Here is a 19,957-nt window from a genome sequence, read left to right on the forward strand (position 1 = left end):
CCATCGAGACCGCCAGGGCACGGTGAAAACCACGGATACGCGCCAGATGTCGTGTGCCATCAGCTAGAATGGACGGCATCGGATTCGTAGCAGGGAGGCTTGCCAGTCCTGCGCGAGACCGCGGACTCTGGCCGCTTGCCGGCCATCAGCCGTCGCCTCGCCGGCGCGGCCCGCCATCACACTCAGGAGGCCTCAGTCATGTCGGCGCATGCCTATCTCTCACAGTTGCAACTCGCGCCCGTCGCTGTGCGCGCCAGGACGTCCGATTCCACAGCGCCTGCTCGGCCTCGGCCTGCTCGACGACCATGGGCAACTGGCCGACATCGCGCACGCCGCCGTCAACCCGCTCGCCCGCCCGCTGGTCGATGCCATCGCGGACGACGACGCCCGCCAATGGGCGGCCGCCGCGCTGCCGGCGCTCGCAGACGCGTGGATCGACGGCGACACCTTCCGCTGGCCGGTCGCCTTTGCCGCCGAGGCCTGGCGCCTGATCCAGCGGGCCGGGTCGGCAGCGCCAGCCCGGCTGATCGACGCCGCCACCGCCGTGCTCGCCCGCCATCGCCACGAGCAGGGCGACCGCGCCCAGGCCATCCTCGATCAACTGGTCCTGCCGGCGCGCCAGGCGCTCGCTGCGCAAGGCCACGCTCCGTCCCGCGACTTCTGGTCTGCCGTCCATGATGTGGCGGACCGCGCCGGCGACCCAGGGTTGCGCATGGCGAGCGTCGCGGGGCTCAAGAACCGCGCCACCTCGCCCTTCGAGCGTGGCTCGGCGCTGCTGCGGGAAGCAAGGGCCGCCCAGTCCAGCGGTGATCCCGACGGCGCCAATGGCTGCTTTGCGGAGGCGGTGGAGCTTTTCCGTTCGGCAGGTGCAGAGCGGGAAGTCGCGATTGCGCGCGGGGGTCAGGCCGACATCCTGCAGGCGCGCGGGCAGCTCGACGAGGCGCTGCGCATCCGGCGGGAAGAAGAGCTGCCGGTCTATGAAAAGCTCGGCGATGTGCGCGAGAAGTCGGTGGTGCACTTCAAGATCGCTTCATTGCGTCTGGACAGGAACGAGCAGCAGACCGAGGAAGGTTTCCTGGCCATTTTCGAGAGCCTCCGCCAGGCCTACGACATCGCCGCGCAGATGCGCATTCCCGACGGGATCTCGGCCGTCGGGCCGCTTCTTGCGCAGTTCCTGGCAATGGGGCAGGCGTTCGCGCCCGCGCTGGCGGTGCTGGCGCAAGTGGACGAAGCCTGTGCGGTGCTCGGGGACGAGGCCGGGCGGCGGCGGGCGGCTGATCTGCGGCAGCAGATCGAGGCGATGCAGTGCGGGCAGGCTTGACGGCCGCGAAGCTCGGTGGTCACGGGCGGGAAGCGGATTGGCTCGGGACGACCCGGGTGGACCGCATGAAACCTGACGCGGGCGCAGCCGCGGTCCGCGTCCGGCTTGCCGCGCGCCAACTGGCGCGGATCAGCGTGGCCGGCATGCGCGTCCTGAACGGCATCCGGATGCTCGGCTGGGCAGCGATCCTGGCGACCTTCCTGATCGCGACCGACGACGTCCAGGCTGCTCCCGATCGCCAGGCCGTTCTCGTACTGAGCTCGTACCACCTGGGTTTCGCGTGGACCGACGCCCAGGTCGAAGGAATCACGTCGGTACTCGAGGAGAGCCGCCTGCGTCCGGAGATCTTCCTGGAGTACATGGATGTCCTGCGACTGCCGGCCCCCTACGACGAGCGCGGCTTCGCAGACCATCTCGGGCGCCGCTACCGCTCGCAGCGCTTCGACCTGATCATCGCCACCGATGACGCAGCCGTTTCCTTCCTCGCCAGGAATCAGCCGTCGCTGTTCGCCGGCACGCCGGTCGTTTTCAGCGATGCGGCGGCCTTCGACGCGACAGCTTTGCCGCCGGAGATCGCGATCACGGGAGTGATCGAACGGATCGACATCCCGTCGACCCTGCAGGCGGCACAGCACCTGCGACCGAAGGCCGCGCAAGTCGTGGTGTACGCGAACCGGGCCGATTCCGGCACGGGTTTGGAGCATGCGCGCGAGGTCCTCGGCACGCTGAAGACGAACATACCGATCCGGATCAAGCACGATCTCGAGCTCGAGGAAATCGTCGCCAGCGCCGCCGCGCTGTCGGCCGAGGACATCGTCTTCGTCCTGGCCTCCGCCCATGACGCTGCGGGCAAGTGGCACAGTCCGGCGGAAGTCATCGGCCGGGTGAGCGCCGCGTCGCCGGCGCCGCTGTTCGACATCACCAGCCATCGCGTTCGCGGCGGCCTGACCCTCGGCGGCAAGGTCGAGGACGGCACCGACATCGGTCGGCTCGCGGCACGGATGGCGCTGCGCATCCTGGCGGGCGAGGACGCGCGGAGCATTCCGGTGCAACAGGCGCCGCTCGCCTACGTCTTCAACCATGGCCAAATGCAGCGCCACGGCATCGACGAGTCTGAACTTCCCGAAGGAAGCGTCGTCGTCGGCAAGCCGCCGACGCTGTACGATCAGTATCGCGGCACCGTCTGGGTGACGGCGGCCGTGCTCCTCGCCTTGAGCCTGGCCGTGCTCCTGCTAATCAACAGCATCCGCCGGCGCAAGGGCGCGGAGAGATCCTTGCGCACCTCCAACACCCTGATCAACGCCATCAGCCAGACGCAGGCCCTGTACATCGCTGGCGCCGATACCCGCGAGGTCTTCGAGCGCATGTTGTCCTCACTGCTGGAGATGACCGAAAGCGAGTACGGTTTCATCGGCGAGGTATGCCGCAACGAAGACGGCTCGCCCTTCCTGCGCACGCAGGCGATCACCAACATCGCCTGGAACGACGAAACGCGGGCATTCTACGCGACGCATGCGCCACAGGGTCTGGAGTTCCGCAACCTGAACACGCTCTTCGGCGCCGTGATGACCACCGCAAGGCCGGTGATCGCCAACGATCCCGACAACGATCCGCGGCGACACGGCCGTCCGCCCGGCCATCCCGCGCTGAACGCATTCATGGGACTGCCCTTCTTCCGTGGCGACGAGCTGGTGGGAATGGTCGGTGTCGCCAACCGCAAGGGGGGCTACGGCGAGCAACTGGCGACACAGCTCGCTCCCTTCCTGAACAACTGCGCAAGTCTCACCGAGGCCGTGCACGAAAACCGGAGACGTCGCGACGCCGAAACGGCGCTGAAGAACAACGAGGAGCGACTGCGCCTCGCCCTGGTCGCGGGGAACCTCGGCTTCTACGACCTCGACCTCGGCACCGGCGAGGCGGTGATCAGCGCCGAGTATGCCGGCATGCTGGGTTACGCAGCCGGCGAACTGGAATTGAATGCGGCGAGCTGGCTCGAGCGCGTGCACCCGGACGACCGCGACGCCGCCGGGCGGACATTGCACGAGTGCATCGCCGGCACTCGCACCGAATATCAGCTGGAGTACCGGCTGCAGACCAGGTCGGGCGAATGGCGATGGATTCAGTCGGTCGGCAGGGTGGTCGCCTGCGACGGGCAAGGGCGGCCGCTCAGGCTGCTCGGCACGCATGCCGACATCAGCACCCGCAAGCAGTCGGAGGAGATGCTGGAGCTGACCAGCCTCTCGGTGGAGCACGCGTCGGACGCCATCTTCTGGCTGGACCGGGACGGCGGTTTCGTCCATGCCAACGATCAGGCGTGCCGCTCGCTCGGCTACACGCGCGAAGAACTGTTGCGGCTGCACCTCTGGGATGTCGATCCGGACACCAGCGAAGCCGGCTGGCGCGAATCGGCGCAAGGCTCCGAACTGGCCGGCTTGCTGGGCAACGGCACGCGGCACCGGCGCAAGGACGGCAGCATCTTCCCGGTCGAAGCATCGTCGCGATCCATCGCTTTCGGCGGTCGGGTCTACGGCTTCGCCTTCGTGCGCGACGTATCCGAGCGCAGGCGCGCCGAAGAAGCGGTGCGCCAGAGCGAGGACCGCCTGCGGCAGGCGATCCGCGTCTCCGGGATCGGCATCTTCGACCACGATCACCGGGCCGACACGATCTACTGGTCGCCCGAGATGGGCGCGATATTCGGCTGGGGAGCGGATGAGCCACGGACCGTCGATGGGTTCATCGAGTTCGTCCATCCCGACGACCGCGAGATGGTGCTGGCGGCCACTCGCCTCGCCCACGACCCGAGCGGCGACGGCCAGTACGCATCCGAGTACCGGATCGTTGGCCACGCCGCTGTCGTCCGCTGGGTGCTGGCGATGGGGCAGACGTCTTTCGCTGGCGAGGGCGGCTCGCGTCAGCCACTGCGCACGGTCGGGGCCGCCCTCGAGATCACCGCCCGCAAGCAGGCCGAGGAGTCCCTCCGGCGTGCAAACGAGGATCTCGACGAGCGCGTCAGGCTGCGCACCGAAGAGCTCGCCACCTCCAACGCGCAGTTGCGGGAAACGCTGGACACCCTGCGTCGCGCCCAGGAAGAACTCATCCGCAGCGAGAAGCTGGCCTCGCTGGGTTCGCTGGTAGCCGGCGTGGCGCACGAGATGGGAACACCGCTGGGCAACAGCCTGATGGTGGCCACCACCCTGTCGGACAGGATCCGCAAGTTCTCGCAACTGACGGAGGGCGCGAGCCTGTCGCGCACGGCGCTGCGGGACTTCTTCGCCGTTGCGATGCAGGCCACCAGCCTGCTCGAGCGCAGCCTCCTGCAGGCGAACGACCTGATCGGACACTTCAAGCAGGTCGCCGTCGACCAAACCAGCGCGCAGCGCCGGCAGTTCGACCTCGCGGCGACGATCGGCGAGATCGTGGCCACACTGGAACCGCAGTACAGGAAGACCCCGCATCGCCTCCGGGTCGACATCCCGGACGGCATCGTCATGGACAGCTTCCCCGGCCCCTTGGGCCAAGTCATCACCAACCTGGCAGCCAACGCGCTCAAGCATGGCTTCGCGCAGGCCGAAGCAGGCCTCCTCGAGATCGAGGTGAGCCAGCCCCTCAACGGACGCATCACCATGACGGTCAGCGACAACGGCTGTGGAATTGCCGCCGAACACCTGCCGCGCATCTTCGATCCGTTTTTCACGACCCGCCTCGGCCAAGGCGGCAGCGGCCTCGGCCTGCACATCGTCTACAGCATCGCCACCCGGGTGCTCGGCGGCCGCATCGAGGCGCGCAGCACACCCGGCACGGGAACCACCTTTGTCCTCGAACTGCCGCTGCAGGCCCCTGACGCGCAGCCCGCAGCGGCCACATGGGGCACCGTGCCCCGCTGAGATGGTGCTCGCCCGTCGCCTGTTGCCGGTACGCGGACCGCCGCGGCGGCAGATGCCGGTCAACTGCCGCATCGCAAGCGATTGATTCGGCGTCGTGTCCGCGCAGCGCCATGCCGGCCGCTGCGAAGGCGAGCCGCCACGCCGCCGCGTCCTGCGGGCAGAGAAAGCCGGCGGCGAAGGGCGAACGTCGCGAGACCGCCGGGTTGAACTGCTGCGGCTGGAAGATCACCCCGGCGACCCCGCTGCCGTATCGCCGACGCGCGCTTGCCGACACTTCGCCCAGACGCACCCGGTTCATCACGCCCCAGGCGATTCCGCGCGCCACCCGCGGATCGCCGGCGAAGCCGGTCGACCGCGCCTCGGCGTACACCAGCCGGGCCAGCAGTTCCTCGTCGCCCGGCCGGACGGCGAGAAGCACCTCCTGTGGTGCCTGCTCCGCCACGCGTCGCAGACACGACGGCAGGTCCTCGGCAAATGCCGCGTGCGCCGCCAGCAATCCGCAGGCCAGCGCCGCCACGGCGGCTGTCGCCAATGGCCCTGCCCGTCCCCTGCCCCGCCCGCATCCTTGAACACGTCGTCGGCGCGGCCGACGTAGGTGATGTAGCCGTCGGCATCGATCAAGATCCCCCTGCTGCTGCCGTCCGCGGACAATACGCCGCGACCGACACCCTTCGACAAGTAATAGCGGCTTGATCTCCGCCAGACAAAGAAGGGAACGTCATGCTCTCGGCAGAGAGCATCCATCTCCTCGCCCCTGTTCTGGCGGGTCAAGGCGGCGCAGACCGGAATGTTGTCGAAATCAACGAACAAAGCGCTTTTCATGAACCGTCTTCCTCAAGACTCACCTCACTCAACCCCAATCGCCTTGAATACCGCATCCACCGGATCGGAATAGAAACTGGTCTGGAATTTGGCGAACAGTTCCCCCGGAACGCTGGGAATATCGCCAACACTGGACATTGGCAACAGTATCTTCTTCGCCCCGGCGTCAAACGCAAGCTGCAGGCTTTCGGCAAGATTGCGCACCTGCACCACCGTACCGCCAAGGCTCATGTCACCCATGATTGCCATCTGCGACTGAACCGGGCGGCCCAGCGCTGCCGAGCAAAGGGCAATGAAGCTGGCAAGCGTGAATGACTGCGGCGCACCCGCATTCTGCAACTCGAGCAGCTGCAGGTGGAAATCGTGTTCGCCTGGCTTGATCGATGCGCTGATGCGCGAGGAATTGGCCTTGAAATAGTCGAAGGCAACCCGCACCGGTTCGCGTGGTGCAGCACCCGACGCTGATACTTTTCCACCGCCGGCGATGGTTTGAATTTCGATACGGTAGATCCCCGGCATTTCGGACGTTCCCATGCTGATCGTGTGCAGCGCTCCCGGTGCGAGGCGGCCATCCGGAATCAGTGCGCCGCTCGATTGTTCGGGAACGGCAACAAAACGCTCCTGACTATCCTCAAGGTCGATGTAGGAGAAGTGCACGTCGTAGAACTCCATGCCGCCGATCTTCTTGAGCTGCTCCTTCACGCGCCGGCGGACTTCCAGCGCGTACTCAAGACACTTCCTCACGATCTCCTTGTGGTAATCGCCGGCGGGACAGATCAGCTTCAGCAGGCCCGACACCGTCCGGCGTACGGCGATGGTGTCGCGCTGATTCAGGTTGTTGCCGAGCTTGAACCACTTGTCGATGGCGTCGGCGAAGGTGTACTTGCGCATTTCGCGCAGGTACTCGGCCAGGTAATCGACGATCAGCCCGTACTGGTTCGTGAAAAACTCCGGGCGCATTTTCGGGATCTCCCAGCCCGGCACATAGGCGTGGAAGCGGTCAAAGAACGCCGAGTCGATCATCACCTCGGGGAAGGGTCTGAACAGGTGGCTGGTCTTGACCAGCGACTCGACCGTCTGGCCTTGCGGGAGGTTGCCGACGAAGACCATCGCCGCGTTCGCGCTGATCGCCTCGCGTCCCCGCGAGAATGATCCGCTGGCCATGAAGTCCTTCATGATCTGGACGCCGTCCTGATCCTTGAAGTTGATCCCGGCCACCTCATCGAAGGCCACCACGTCCCACAGGCCGACCAGGCCGACCTTGCGCGCCGCCATGTGGTAGAACAGGTTGGCGACCGTGGTCTGCCCACCCGAAACCAGAATGCTGTTCGGGCTGATCTCCTTGTAGAGGTGGCTCTTGCCGGTGCCGCGCGGGCCGAGTTCGCAGAAGTTGTAATTGTTCTCGACCAGCGGAATCATCCGCGCCAGCAAATGCCACTTCACGCGATCCTTGAAGCAGGAGGGCTCCATGCCCGTTGAGCGGATCAGCGCATCGATCCAGAGTGCTTCCGTGAAGGCCTTGCGCCCTTCGAACAGCCCTGGCATGTCCATGGTGGGCATCTGGATCGGTTTCAGATCGGTGACCTGGAATGGCGAGCCCTTCTGGTTCTCCTCGAATCGATACTGGAGCGTCACGATGCACCAGATGCCGCCCACCAGCAGCTTTTCGAACTGGCGAACGTAGGTATCTGAAATCTCGGCATTCCTGACCCCGAGATTGGACAGCAGCGCCTCATAGGCATCGCGCTTTTCATTGAGCCTGACCGTCACCTTGTCGATGACCTTGTAACTGCCGCTCTCGCGGATCTTCGACTTGACCTTCTCGGCTTCGTCGGGCCGAACATAGTTCTCGCTGAGAATCCGCTTTACATTGACCAGACCGGAGTCGATGGTCGCCTGATCATCGGACGCGCAGTACATCCCGAGCAGGTATTCGAGGACATAGACGGGAACATTGGCCCCTTCCTTGATCAGCTTGGTCAGATCCTTGCGCACCACCTTGCCGGCGAAATGCCGATTCAGCAGGGCATCGAGATCGGCGTCGTTCTCGGGGAGTTGTTCAGTCATGATCGGTTCTAGAAGTCGTTGGCGAAGGCCAGATCCACCTTGAGCGGAATCCGCATCACTTCGACCCTGGTCTGGGTGTCACGGGCAATCAGGAAATGGTCTTTGCTCTTGTCGTATTGACCGAACCTGATGGTCAGGATCACCGAGCGCTTGCGTTCGTCCATCAGGCCGGAACTGCTGTCGAAGGTCACCGGCTGTTCGTCGCTGATCATCGTCTCCCCGTCGCGCAGGGAGACCAGCACCGACCTTGCCAATACCCGTTCCGAAACCGGTTCCGTCTGGATGAATTCGAAGCGCTGCTTGTTCGTGACCACCTTGTTCGACGAGCCCAGCAGGCTGAATTCCACCGCGCGCGTCCTGGCCGACTGGTTTTCACTTTCGCGCAGGGTGATCACCGGGATCACGATCTCCTGCGGCATGGCGCTGCCATGCACAAAGCGGGCGCCGCCGGCAAAGTGAAAGCGGGCAGCCCCTTTCGGCACCCAGAAATCCATGCTGCCCTCACCCGCTGTCGTCCCCGCCGTGACGGCCGTATTGCCGCACCACGCCTTGCTGTTCTGGCCGATTCCTTGCCCCAGCAGGTAGCGCTTCTTCGCCCGTAACGTGCCTTCCGGCTTGTCGCCGAGTGTGGACTTGTCGGCGTCGTCGAGCGCCGATTCCTGGTAGAGAAAGCCATGATCGGCCGTGATCAGTACCAGCGACCCATTGAGGCTGTTGACGATGAAGGTGGCGAGCTGATTGAGTTCCGTCAGCGTCTGCGCCACGGCGTCGAAGGTCTGCCCCTCCGAGCCTTGCTTGTCGCCCAGCAGGTCGATCCTGTCGTGATAGACGTAGATTACACGGTGGTCGCGAACAAATTCCCGGCCCTTGTCCTTGCCCATGGCAAGCAGTTCATCGGCCTTGACGGCAACGCCCTGATATTTGGAGAGATGTGCGCTACGCTGCTCCAGCGTGGAAACCACGGCATCGTCGGCCATCACATCGAGGTTGCTGTTCTTCCTGTAGGCCAGCGTATGGTGCGGCAACAGCGACGCCATGCCGAGCGCGGTATAACTCGGCAGCACCCCGAGCATGGCTGTCAGGGCCGCCTTGAAGCGGCTCTTGCCGTTAATCTCGCGCACCAGCTCTTCCGCCGCCTCATAGCGGAACGCGTCGGAGATCACCACGAACACGCGGCGGATTCCTGCCTCCAGATGCGCCATGACGTGCTGCTCGAAGAAGTCCGGCTGATTGACCCAGGCACCGGTCTTCCAGCGTGATAGCAGCCCGTCGCTGCCCTCCAGCACCTTGCTCCAGGCAGATCCCAACTGCGGCACGAACCAACCCGAATAGGCGCTCTCGATGCGCTCGCGAAGCTCATGCAACAAGGCCCAACCCGTCGGCTCGACACCATCGGCAGCATGGTTGATCTGCCTGTAGAGTTGATCGAAGCGGAACAGCCCGGACTGGTACGCCGTCAAGCCGGCCTCGGCGTTGGCGAAACCGAATCCGGCGTTGAACTTCTCCTTCAGCTCGAAGAAGCTGGTCGCCGCTTCCAGCGCGTCGTAACACGACGCCAAGGCGCGTGTCGTCGCGCTGGAGTGCGCCAGCAGCTTGTTGGCCCAATGGCCGTCGCGACGACGGGCGATCAATTCGCGCAGGGTGTCCATGTCGGCACCGGCACCGGCGATGATGCGGTCCTTGAGGTCCTGGATGATGCGCCGCTCGACTTCCTCGAAAGTCATCGATTCCGCCAACGATTCAGCGGGCAGACCGGCAATTACCGCGCTCAGCCCCAGTTCGCGAGCCACCTTGCCGGACAAGGCGTCGTAGCTGCCGAAGTGCTGCATGTGCGACCGCCATCCGGCAACAAAGACCGAGGCATTCGCCGCGCGTGCCTTGTCGTTGAGGATGAAATGCGACAACTGCGCAGGACAGGAACCGCTGACGGTCCGCGAAAAATCCGTCACCAGGATCCGGAACAGTAGATCCCGAAGCGTCGGCGCGGCATCGCGATAGCCCATTTCCTGTTCGACCAGGACCCAGAACGAGTCCATCAGGTCATTGGCGACGATGTCGGTCCACGCCTTCGGTTCGGCATCCAGATTGGCGACGCCGTCCTGGACGAGGGCAGAGAAAAGCCGCAGCAGGATGCCGGAAAGTTCCGGTTGCTCGGCTCTTGCCAATACCGCGATCATCTTGCGGTCAAGATCCCCGGCGGCATCGTTGGGCGTAACCCAGCGCTTGAGGCGGTCGACACGATCCTTTGATTTGAGGAACTTGGCGCGCTCTTTCAGGTGTGCTCGCAGTTGCTGCGAGCTCAGGCCGAGATCCTCCAGCAGGATCGACGCATTGTCGGCGTGGAAGCTCCTGCTGCGCAGCCGGATGTCCAGCAGCCAGTCGCTGGCTGGGTCGGGAACCGGTTTGGCGCTGTAGAGGAGGAACCTGGCCCGAGGCGTCGCGCGCTCCAGTTGAAGCTTGATCGACAAGGCCGGCAGGTCGTCGAGATAGAGCAGTTCGATACCCTCGGGCAAGAGGTTCCTGACGGAGAAAGAGAACTCGCCGTCGGCATCGTGCCAGAAGACAATCGAATGGCTGGAGAACGCGGTGGTCAGTGCTTCGGTGATGCGTTGCTGGGTCATTGGATTCCCGCCGTAAAGTGCCCTGGCCGGGAATCGTCGGGGCCTACACGAGAGCGATTGTGCAACAGGCTCGTGCACAAATCGGTGTCAGTAGCCTCATTCATTACCGCATCCCTCCGGTTCAACCCGCGTTCGACCGCTGCGGTACGGTGGAGCAATCAGGCGGTATTTCTGGGTAGGACTTCTTGGTGATTCCGGCTGAGTCATTTCAACCAATCCTGCGTTCAGCGCCGGCAGTAGATAGTTCGCAGAAAACGTCGGTCGATGCTGCAACGCCAAACGCTCCATCGCCTCGCGCGTGCTGAGCGGGCCTTGCTTCAGGCATTCAAGGAAGCGTGCTACTTGTTCGGTTACTTGTTCGGTTACTTGTTCGGTTACTTGTTCGGTTACTTGTTCGGTTACTTGTACCGGGCGGATCGCTTCGGCCAGATGCACCACCACGCGCATGCGCATGCCCACTTCAATAATTTCAGGTTCAGGCAATCCCTGCGACAACGCTTCACTAAAAATTCGCCGCACTCCGCTGCCCCACTGCTCAATCAGGTTCAGTTCCCGGAACACGCGGGCGATCACATGGTTACGGATCTTGGAGATGCCCTGGCGCATGTCCTCCACCGTCATTCCAGCCAGCAGAATGCCGGGGTTTTCGATTTCGATGCGGTCATCAAAAAAGGCAACACGAATCGGCGCGCCGCGCTGCGAGTAGTCGGCATGCACCAGAGCATTGATCACGGCCTCGCGCAGCAGGGTGAGCGGAATGCTCCAAACATCTTTTCGCCGGGTGTCGGAAAAGTCAGCGCCGCGCATGGCGTGCTTTTTAAGGAACAGCATGATGCTGTCCACCGCCTGCGGCAGCGGGTCATGAAAGTCGATATGGTCAAAGATAGCCGCCTTGTCCGTGCCCACGAAGCGACCGCACTGCACCCAGGCATCGGAGAAGTGCTGGGTGCGCTGCTTGCCAAACAACAGCACCGCGCCCTTGGTCGGCACCAACCTGCCCTGATACGGCGTAAGCAGCCTGAGCGTGCGCAGCGCCTGGTCGTCCAGATCATTGATGCCCTGAAACAGTCGCTTGGCTGCTACCAAATCCAGATCGTCCAAGCCCAGGTCGGGCATGGGCAGCTCGTCAAAGGCCACACCGTCCGCTGTGCGACGCAGTTCGTCAATCAGCGCCTGATCCGCCTGCCGACTGGTCGAACCCAGTCGCACATAGACACCATGCTCCGGCCCCTCGGCCTTGAGCCAATGCGGGCGCGTGCCGCTGACAAACACCTCGACCACCAGCAAGGTCTTGCCCGCCACGGTGATCATTTCCACATTGGGCACCAGGCGCGGCGCGATGCGATCGGCAATCAGGCTACACAAGCGCTCTTCGTCATCCAAAGGGTTGGCCACGCCAAGCACCTGGTGGTCATCGGTCACGCCCACAAACAATCGTCCCCCGGCAGTATTGGCAAAGGCCACCAGGGTTTTCAGCAAGGGCTTGGGCGACGAGAGGTCGCGCTTGAATTCAAGCGTTTTGCCTTCGGGTTGAGTCAGCAGTTCCTCCAGCGTGTTGGATGGATGCTCAGGCATCACTCGCCCCTCCTTTTACAGCCTTCGCCTTCGCCAGCAGATCCCTGAACTCGCCGTCGGCATCGTGCCAGAAGACCATAGAATGACTGGAGAACGCGGCGGTGAGCCCGTCGGTGATGCGTTGCTGGCTCATGCTGGCGCGTCCTCGTCATCCGACGCTGCCTCGTCCTGCAACTCGGCCTCGATCTGCTCGATGCTGGGGAGATAGCGCGCCAGATCATCCGGCAATTGCAGCTTGTATTCCGCCATGCCAATGGGCTGCGTCATGCCGCGCAGGGCGTATTCGGCAACGATGCGATGCTGCTGCTTGCAGAGCAGCAAGCCGATGGTGGGCTGGTCGTCGGCACTCTTCAGCCGCTCATCCACCAGCGTGACGTAGAAATTGAGTTGCCCGGCGTGTTCCGGCTTGAAGGCGCCGCCCTTGAGCTCCACCACCAGGAAGCGGTGCAGGCGGTAATTGTAGAACAGCAGATCGATGTAGAAATCCTCTTCCGCCACCTCGACATGCACCTGGCGGCCGGCGAAGGCAAAGCCCTCACCCAGTTCCATCAGCAGCTTGGTGACATGGCGCACCATCGCGCCCTCGATGTCCCGTTCCAGCGCATCTTCGGACACGCCGAGAAAATCGAAGAGGTAGGGATCCTTCAGGGTTTGCTGCGCCAGTTCGGAATCCGGCCGCGGCCAGCGTTGTTCGAAGTTGGTCACTGCGTTGCCGGATCGCAAGTGCAGCGCTGTGGAAATGTGATGCCACATCACATTGCGCGACCAGCCGTGCTCGATGGCTTTGGCGAGATACCATTCACGGTCTGAGCGCGTCTTCAGCTTGTCCAGCAGGGTCACCTGGTGATACCAGGGCAATTGTGCAAGTACCTCTTGCACAAATGTCGGCTCTGGCCACGCGTCGGCGAAACTGCGCATGTAGAGCAGGTTTCGACGCGAGAAACCCTTCATGTCAGGAAACGCCGCCGTCAAGTCCCTGGCAAGCTGATCGATAACCTTCGCACCCCAGCCCTGCGCTTGCTGGCGCTCCAGGATGTCGCGACCGATCTGCCAATACAGCAAGACCAGCTCGCGATTGACGGCAAGCACAGCCCTCTGCTGGACGTTCTGGACGTGCTGCTTGATACCGGTCAGCCAGGCGGCATAATCGACTGGCAGCACGAGGACGTCACGCATTCCGGGGACCTTTCACCTCGACGGCGCGCCCGCCATCATCGTGATCCCGATCAGTGACGATGCGACCGCCAATTGAATAATGGTTCGGGATACCCAGCGACTGGTTGAGCACCTGGGCACGATGCGCAGCGACATTACCGATGGCGAGCATCTGCACCGCGCGGCGAAAGACTTCTGGATCGGTTACCGGCTCAAAGGGTGGATTGTTCATGGTGTGCTTCCAGGGCCAGCAAAAACGTGGCGAAGGCCTCCGGCGCGGCCTCGGAGATTTGCTCGAACTGCCCAATAGCCAACAACGAGGCGTCGCTCAGTCATCGCCAGCACCCCTCGGTCACCGCTTTATCTTCAGCCAGCAGATCGCCGAACTTGCCGTAGTTCACCTTCACTCCATCATCGAGATCGAGCGTGATGCGCCGATCGGCGTCGGACTGAGGCAATGGCAAGGCGCGGGAAAAGGTGGTCACCGCCTTGCCGGTACGGGCATACAGTTTTGACTTGAGTTGCAGTGCCAGCACATCACGGCTCCAGCCTTGCTCAAGGGTTTGATCGATATAAAAACCGGCTTCGGCTACGCTGCTGCACTGGGTAAAAATCAGGATGTTGTGGCCCCAGGGAATTTCCTTCAGCAACACAGAAAGCTGGCTTTCAGCCCCTGCCCAAGGGGTATCGCGTAATTTGGCAACAGCCTGTTGCCAAATTGCAGGATTGCAGTAGAAGCGAAAGAAAGCGCGGCAATACCGCAGGTTCTTGGATGAAAAGCCGCCGATCTCCGGGAAGGCTTGTCTCAAGTCGTGACTGAAGGCGTCGATGAACCCGCTTCCCCATTGGGCGTGGGATTCCCGATCAACAATTTGCGCCCCGATTTCGTAGTAGAGGGAGATCAGCTCCCCATTGGCGGCCAACGCGCCTTTCATCCGTGTCGCATGGATGCGCTGCTTGATGGCCTTGAGCCACTCCTGGTAGTCGGCCAGCGCAGCAGACGAAAGAGCTAGGGAGCTTGTGATACCCGGATTGCTCATCACTCGCCCCTCCCAGGCCGAAGGATGGCACTGGCCACCGCATGAAAGCGGTCGAAAAATGCTTTGAAACTGGGCATGGTGAGCATGTTTACCCAATCTCCTGGATTTTCGGCACACCAATTTGCTTCTTGGGCAGCAGTCTGAGGGCTTCCCATGAAGGCGTTCCACTGCTTTTTGGCAGAATTGGGCGAGTCGTCGTTTCCTGAAATGGCTTCCAATGCCGCGTGTGAATGCCTTGCCGTTTTCCCGGCGCATAACAGCCACGCTTCTGACTTCGGCTTGGGCAACATAGGCACACCAAACTCAAAAGCAACGGAAGCAAAACCATTCACCATGCTGTCCCATTTGCATTGCCACAACTGACCCGGAGCACTGCGCGTGCCGTCTGCATCGCGGAACAAAATAGCCATCACCGTGTCAGCGTGATCTTCAGCCCACTGTTGCGCCATCAGCCCCAGCTGCCGGGCATTGCTGAAATACAAACCCGTTTCAGCGGCTTGCTTTTTGCCTCGCTGCCGCTGCATGCGCGTGCTTGATTCTTTAGCCTTTTGTGCCAGCACCTTTTCAGTCACATAAACCACCGCCTCTGGCGTATCCAGCACGTTGTAGTCCAACTTGGCCGCCCACAACCGCGCCAGCCAAACGGCCATCGGCCCACGGTTGAAATCTCCATCAGAGCACTGGCCTTGCGCGTTGTTGCATGCGCCCAAGTCGCTCGCGCCTTCTCCACTGATCAACAACTTCATGCGTCACCGCGGTCGATCGCGTCTGATTCGGCCTGCTGTTCAGCACGAGCGATTGCTTCATTGCGCTCATCCAAATCAATACACTCCTGCGCAAGCAAGCGCAAATCGGTATCAACAAAGGCATCGCCTGGCCCCATGGCATTCAGCTTGTCAGCCACGCGCGGAATAGAAAAGAAACTGCGACACCTTGTTTCCCCTTGCGGGGTTTTGTAAAGAAACTGCACTGCTTTGCGCGCCACGTCATCGGGCAAATAGTTCAACAACAACGGGCTATGGGTGGTGACCAGCAATTGCTGCGGACTTTGCAGCAAGGTATCCACCAGCGTTTCCACAATTTCCTGGTTGATGCCGTTTTCCAGCTCATCCAACAGCAGCAGCGAATGATCTGCATCCGCTTGTGTCAGTACCGCCAGAATTCGCAGAAGACCATCGTTCAGGTGGAGCGCTTCGGTTTCCAGCTTTTGGCTGCCAAATTGCTCAAACACCGACAACTTCTTCCAGCCAGATCGTTGCGACGTAATCTTGAAGTCGACCAAGGCTGGGTAAAACTTTTTCAGCAGTTCCACCAGCTTGATTTTTTGTTCACCCTTGATGTTGTCCAGATAGGCCGACAGCTTTTCGCCACCTGCACCAATGTCGTGTTCGCTAACTCGGGCGCTCTTGCGTAATTTCTCAGGCGACAACAGCTCCAGCGAACGGACGCGACGCAGCGCATCACGGAACGCCAGCAAAGGCGCTGGCAATTCCGAATCTTTCAACGCCGACAGGATGGATCCCTGGTATTCAAACGCGATGTTTTGGCTCTCCTTGCCACCCAATGCAAATGTCTGAGCACTCAAGCGCAGCACGGTGGTGGTGCCATTTCCGTCATTCAGGAATGCCCTCTCGTGTGAGCAACGCAGATCAGAACGGTTCAACACGCCGATCCAAGTCAGCCCCCCCCCAGCGGTTGAAAACATCACGTTGAACGTGATGTTGCGTTCCTTGCGCAACTTGCAATTGAGGTCAGCCGCAGACCAGCCTCGCTGGTCAAGCCAGCCCTGCACATCGCCACGCATCAACTGTGACAAAAAGTCCAAGGCTTGCAACACCGTGCTCTTGCCCGCACCGTTCATGCCCACCAGACAGTTGAAATGTCCGAGTGGGATTTCCACTGCAGCAAGCGACTTGAAATTGATAACACGAACAGACCTAATCATCTGAGGCACCTCCAGTGACGATTTTCACGCTATCCAGCAGATCCCCGAACTTGCCGTAGTTCACCTTCACGCCGTCGTCCAGATCGATGCTGATGCGCATGTCGGCGTAGTGACGGAGCTTTTCGTCGTAGGCCAGCAGTTCGACGTGTTTCTTCTTCAGCGCTTCGATCTGCCTGGCGATCCTGTTGCGGGCGGCGGTGGAGGTGGCAGCGTCCCTGTCCTTTTCCAGCATCTCGATGCGCGACTGCATCTTGCCGGTGAGCGGGACGACGTACTCGGCGCGCAGGCGGGCCAGTGTGCCCTCGTGGTAGCGATGCAGATAGACCAGGGCCTGGAAGGCGCCCTGGCGGCCAGAGCTGAACAGCCAGTAGATCGGGCGCTTCTTGTAGGTTTGCAGGTGATCCTTGAAGAAGCTGGAGGCTAGGTAACGGCGGATGGTCTCGTCCGGCGTCTCATTGCCTTTGATGCCCAGGCTTTCGGCGAGCCAGGCCATGTTTTCGTCAAAAGTCGACGCTGACCAAACGGCGAGCAGGAATTCGCGGAAACGCTTGGCGGCATCGTCCTCGAACCAGAGTTCGTCGGTGACCGGGAGGATACCGTCGGCGTCGGCGGGGAAGGTTTTGTAACGGGTGGCATCGAAGCCGACGTTGCCCGCGTGGGCGTAGATCAGGCCGGGTTCGTCGAGACTGTAGCGGCCCATCATGCAGCCGATGGCGTAGGAGATCAGGCGCTGGGAGTCTGTTTTCCGGTCGGCGCGAGAGAGAGTGATTTGGTCTTCGGGAACCGCAGGGTCGATTTCATCGGAAAGGCGATAGGTCTCACTCAATAGGAGATTGTTTTCCTCCTCTAGGCTCTTCATTTCCTGCAATCGCGAAGTCGTGCGGTAATCGTATTTAGTCCAACGCTGCTCTAGCGCACGAGTTTCCTCCGCACTGAAAAGCAGTGGGTGCCCGCCAAACTCCCATGAGGTTTCATGTTCATCCCAGTCCGCTTTCGCTATTGCCACCAATTTCTTGACTGTGGCAGCAATTGCGTCTTTATCGAAGGAGACTAAGGGAATTCGGGCTAGTTCCGTACTGGTGAAGCTCATCAAGGGAGCCAGAACTTTGAGGTATTCGTGTGCAATGTTGGAGCATAAGACTCCCAACAATGGAAAAATGTCTGACTGATCCTCGCATACGACCGCTCGGCCAGTATCGTCATAGACAAACCCTTCTTCCTTGTAGCGTGCGGCGAAGCGCCCGGAACTTATTTTTGAGTAAGTAAGACCTTTCTTGAAATACGTTTCTGAATTTCGAATCGCAGAACCTTTGTGGCTCTTAATCCTGGCACCATTGTTTTGCCAGTCAACGACAATCTCGTTATTGCCATACCACTTCCTAAAGTTCCCGCCACTGTTGCAGGGATACCAGCGCTTCAGTGCCGTTTTATCGTTTCCCTTGCAGTCAAAACTAATCTTGGAAAGAGAAACTTCATGCCATAAACGTTGGAACCTTGGGTTGTCTCCAGTGGACATTCCAGAGCAAAATCGAGCAATCGAACCAATCGATTTTCCATTGAACGTGCTAAGCAATAGACGACTCGTCCAGTAGGCAACAGGAGAACCAGGGATGCGCGTGAGATCGCGCTGTGAAAACCGATCAAATTGACCCTGCCTCAACAGCAGTCCTTTCCTCTTGTCTTCCTCAGTGCCATCGACAAGACGGAAGAATGTTGGTCGGTATGCGCCATAATGGTTCGCAGATATGGAAAAGGCCGCTGTCTGTACTACCTCACCAGAGATCTCTCCAAACGCTCGCGGTCCAAACTGCGCCTCGGTCACTATGGTTTTTGTGGCAAGAATGCTTTCGCGAAACTCATCGAACGAGGACGAAAACATCCAACCTTGCATCGTAACCATGCTGTTGAAGCCAGTCGCCTTCAATAATGCGCCTCCCCTCTCTATAAACATGGCGTAAAGATCGGTTTTCGCTGTTGGATGATGCAGTTCTGCGAAGAACTTCAATGGCGCATTCATCCCCTTTGTGCCCATATACGGTGGATTCGCCACCACCGCATCGAATTTCATCGCCAGAATCTTCGCTTGCTGCACCAGCGGCACCAGATCCTGCGCCGCCGCCCTGGCAAACACATCCCCATTCTCGATGGCCTGGGCAATCCCATCTTCCAGTCCGGCCAGACCATCCTCCAGCACCTTGGGTATCTGAATCAGCGAACCGAAGGTCTTGGCATGGGCGAAGGTGCCCAGAAGCGAACCCAGCACCGTCCGGTCGATGCCGTGCGGCTTCATGTGGTCAGCGAACTCGTCGAGGTCCATGCCGGTGCTTTCCTGCAAGGACAGCACGTTCAGCTTGATCGGGCCATCCAGCAGGCGCCGGTCGTCCGCCCGTGCCTTCATCAGCAGCGCAAAGCCGGCCAGTTGCGCCGCGCGGTCGTCGATGTCGAGGCCGTAGAGGTTTTTCTCCAGGATCAGGCGCGGAATCGAGCGGGCCGGGTAGCCGCGCTCCAGATAGATGCCTTTCAGCACCGCGTAGGCTTCGACCAGGATGTGGCCCGAACCGCAGGCGGGATCGAGCACGGTGATGGTTTCGGGGTTCAGGCTGCCGCCATCTTCGTCCATGCGCGTCCTGATCAGAGCGTCCAGTTGCGTCTGCACTTCCGACGTTTGCTGGGCCGGCTCGATGTAATACGGCCACTGGCTCTTGAGACCTGAAGCGGGATTGGCCATCAGCCACAGGCGGCCGACGCTGTTCTGCACCAGGTACTGGACGATCCAGTTCGGCGTGAAAAGCTGCGTGGCGGCGGGGATGTCCTCGCTCTTCACCACCTTGCCGATCACCGCGTCCTTCTTCTCGCTGATGTAGAACTGGTACAGCCAGCCGATCACCTCGACTTCGTTCCAGTCTTCGTCGGGGATCGCTTCCACCAGCTTGGCGACGACGGAGTCGGTGCGCTCCAGGTTGCCGGGGAGCAGCAGTTCGGATTCGTCGTCGATGCGCTCGAACAGGAAGGGCATGGCTTTCGACAAGGCGTTGCACTGGGTGACCAGCAGCAGGCGGTACAGTTCGCCGTCCTGGTTGCCGGCCAGTTTCATCTCCGCCACAGTGGCGGCATTCAAGCCGGGAAGGCCCGACGACCCTGCTGCCAGCTCGGTGGCGTGGGCGATGATTTCCGGCAAGCCGCCTTCACGGCTCGACAGCACGCGGTGGCCGTGGCCGAGATAGTCGTGGATCTCCATGTAGCGCAGCGCGGCGAAGCGGTTGAACCAGGTGTAGGCGACCGCCTCGACGGTCTGCGCAAAGCCGTCCTTCTGCATCCGCCTGATCAGGCGTTCGCGCTGTTCGTGCACCTTCGCCGGCCATGCCTGACCGGCGATGACGGCGATGTCGCCCTTCCGCTCGCCGGGCGCGATGTCGAGCGTGCCGCCCTTCCCGGACAGCCCGAGGAGATGGGCGCGCGCCTCGACAGCGGCGACGAAGTCCCGCCGCGCCTGCGGTGCGTAGGTCTTGAGTCTGGCTTTGTTCATG

13 protein-coding genes are annotated in these 19,957 nt (G+C 61.5%); 2 read left to right on the forward strand and 11 right to left on the reverse strand.

Annotation, left to right across the window (positions count from 1 at the left end):
• Positions 1–208 precede the first annotated feature (208 nt).
• Both V5B59_RS03280 and V5B59_RS03285 read left to right on the forward strand, forming a co-directional pair.
• Entirely contained in the window at positions 209–1,321 is a 1,113-nt protein-coding gene (locus V5B59_RS03280) for a hypothetical protein (protein ID WP_169070180.1), read from the forward strand.
• The gene (locus V5B59_RS03285; RefSeq protein ID WP_169070214.1) at positions 1,306–5,205 is read left to right on the forward strand and encodes a PAS domain S-box protein; all 3,900 of its coding nucleotides are present in this window, start codon (positions 1,306–1,308) and stop codon (positions 5,203–5,205) included. Before V5B59_RS03280 ends, V5B59_RS03285 begins: the two co-directional genes overlap by 16 nt.
• 297 nt (positions 5,206–5,502) lie before the next feature.
• Here the strand turns inward: V5B59_RS03285 and V5B59_RS03290 are convergent, their stop codons facing one another.
• The 11 genes from V5B59_RS03290 to pglX form a co-directional block, all read right to left on the reverse strand.
• On the reverse strand, positions 5,503–6,027 hold the full coding sequence (locus V5B59_RS03290) for a hypothetical protein (RefSeq protein ID WP_169070179.1): 525 nt from the start codon (positions 6,025–6,027) through the stop codon (positions 5,503–5,505).
• A 24-nt stretch (positions 6,028–6,051) separates the two neighbouring features.
• Positions 6,052–8,094 (reverse strand): protease Lon-related BREX system protein BrxL, encoded by a 2,043-nt coding sequence (gene brxL / locus V5B59_RS03295; RefSeq protein WP_169070213.1) that lies wholly within the window; start codon positions 8,092–8,094, stop codon positions 6,052–6,054.
• Positions 8,095–8,102: 8 nt separating this feature from the next.
• Positions 8,103–10,715, reverse strand: coding sequence for a BREX-1 system phosphatase PglZ type A (gene pglZ, locus V5B59_RS03300; protein WP_332351575.1), 2,613 nt, complete (start codon positions 10,713–10,715; stop codon positions 8,103–8,105).
• A gap of 96 nt (positions 10,716–10,811) precedes the next feature.
• Positions 10,812–12,290: a helix-turn-helix domain-containing protein gene (locus V5B59_RS03305; RefSeq protein WP_332351576.1), complete on the reverse strand. Its 1,479-nt coding sequence runs from the start codon at positions 12,288–12,290 to the stop codon at positions 10,812–10,814.
• Positions 12,283–12,423: a hypothetical protein gene (locus V5B59_RS03310; RefSeq protein WP_169070210.1), complete on the reverse strand. Its 141-nt coding sequence runs from the start codon at positions 12,421–12,423 to the stop codon at positions 12,283–12,285. Before V5B59_RS03310 ends, V5B59_RS03305 begins: the two co-directional genes overlap by 8 nt.
• Entirely contained in the window at positions 12,420–13,466 is a 1,047-nt protein-coding gene (locus tag V5B59_RS03315; RefSeq protein WP_169070209.1) for a PDDEXK nuclease domain-containing protein, read from the reverse strand. The genes V5B59_RS03310 and V5B59_RS03315 overlap by 4 nt, the downstream gene beginning before the upstream one ends.
• A complete protein-coding gene (locus V5B59_RS03320; protein ID WP_169070208.1) occupies positions 13,459–13,677 on the reverse strand; it encodes a hypothetical protein in 219 nt (72 codons plus the stop codon). Before V5B59_RS03320 ends, V5B59_RS03315 begins: the two co-directional genes overlap by 8 nt.
• Before the next feature lie 100 nt (positions 13,678–13,777).
• Positions 13,778–14,485 carry a DUF1016 N-terminal domain-containing protein gene (locus V5B59_RS03325; RefSeq protein WP_248594807.1) on the reverse strand — a complete coding sequence of 236 codons (708 nt, stop codon included), beginning with the start codon at positions 14,483–14,485 and terminating at the stop codon, positions 13,778–13,780.
• Complete coding sequence (locus V5B59_RS03330) at positions 14,485–15,231, reverse strand: hypothetical protein (protein WP_169070207.1); 747 nt, start codon at positions 15,229–15,231, stop codon at positions 14,485–14,487. Before V5B59_RS03330 ends, V5B59_RS03325 begins: the two co-directional genes overlap by 1 nt.
• A complete protein-coding gene (locus tag V5B59_RS03335) occupies positions 15,228–16,430 on the reverse strand; it encodes an AAA family ATPase (protein WP_332351577.1) in 1,203 nt (400 codons plus the stop codon). The genes V5B59_RS03330 and V5B59_RS03335 overlap by 4 nt, the downstream gene beginning before the upstream one ends.
• Positions 16,423–19,956, reverse strand: coding sequence for a BREX-1 system adenine-specific DNA-methyltransferase PglX (gene pglX, locus V5B59_RS03340; RefSeq protein WP_332351578.1), 3,534 nt, complete (start codon positions 19,954–19,956; stop codon positions 16,423–16,425). Before pglX ends, V5B59_RS03335 begins: the two co-directional genes overlap by 8 nt.
• Position 19,957 lies beyond the last annotated feature (1 nt).

Source organism: Candidatus Accumulibacter contiguus, assembly GCF_036625285.1.
Lineage (GTDB): Bacteria > Pseudomonadota > Gammaproteobacteria > Burkholderiales > Rhodocyclaceae > Accumulibacter > Accumulibacter contiguus.

Excerpts from the sequence above, each read along its gene's own strand:
- V5B59_RS03280 (WP_169070180.1), top strand. The coding sequence starts at position 209 with ATGCCTATCTCTCACAGTTGCAACTCGCGCCCGTCGCTGTGCGCGCCA.
- V5B59_RS03290 (WP_169070179.1), bottom strand. The coding sequence starts at position 6,027 with ATGAAAAGCGCTTTGTTCGTTGATTTCGACAACATTCCGGTCTGCGCC.
- brxL (WP_169070213.1), bottom strand. The coding sequence starts at position 8,094 with ATGACTGAACAACTCCCCGAGAACGACGCCGATCTCGATGCCCTGCTG.
- pglZ (WP_332351575.1), bottom strand. The coding sequence starts at position 10,715 with ATGACCCAGCAACGCATCACCGAAGCACTGACCACCGCGTTCTCCAGC.
- V5B59_RS03305 (WP_332351576.1), bottom strand. The coding sequence starts at position 12,290 with ATGCCTGAGCATCCATCCAACACGCTGGAGGAACTGCTGACTCAACCC.
- V5B59_RS03310 (WP_169070210.1), bottom strand. The coding sequence starts at position 12,423 with ATGAGCCAGCAACGCATCACCGACGGGCTCACCGCCGCGTTCTCCAGT.
- V5B59_RS03315 (WP_169070209.1), bottom strand. The coding sequence starts at position 13,466 with ATGCGTGACGTCCTCGTGCTGCCAGTCGATTATGCCGCCTGGCTGACC.
- V5B59_RS03320 (WP_169070208.1), bottom strand. The coding sequence starts at position 13,677 with ATGAACAATCCACCCTTTGAGCCGGTAACCGATCCAGAAGTCTTTCGC.
- V5B59_RS03325 (WP_248594807.1), bottom strand. The coding sequence starts at position 14,485 with ATGAGCAATCCGGGTATCACAAGCTCCCTAGCTCTTTCGTCTGCTGCG.
- V5B59_RS03330 (WP_169070207.1), bottom strand. The coding sequence starts at position 15,231 with ATGAAGTTGTTGATCAGTGGAGAAGGCGCGAGCGACTTGGGCGCATGC.
- V5B59_RS03335 (WP_332351577.1), bottom strand. The coding sequence starts at position 16,430 with ATGATTAGGTCTGTTCGTGTTATCAATTTCAAGTCGCTTGCTGCAGTG.
- pglX (WP_332351578.1), bottom strand. The coding sequence starts at position 19,956 with ATGAACAAAGCCAGACTCAAGACCTACGCACCGCAGGCGCGGCGGGAC.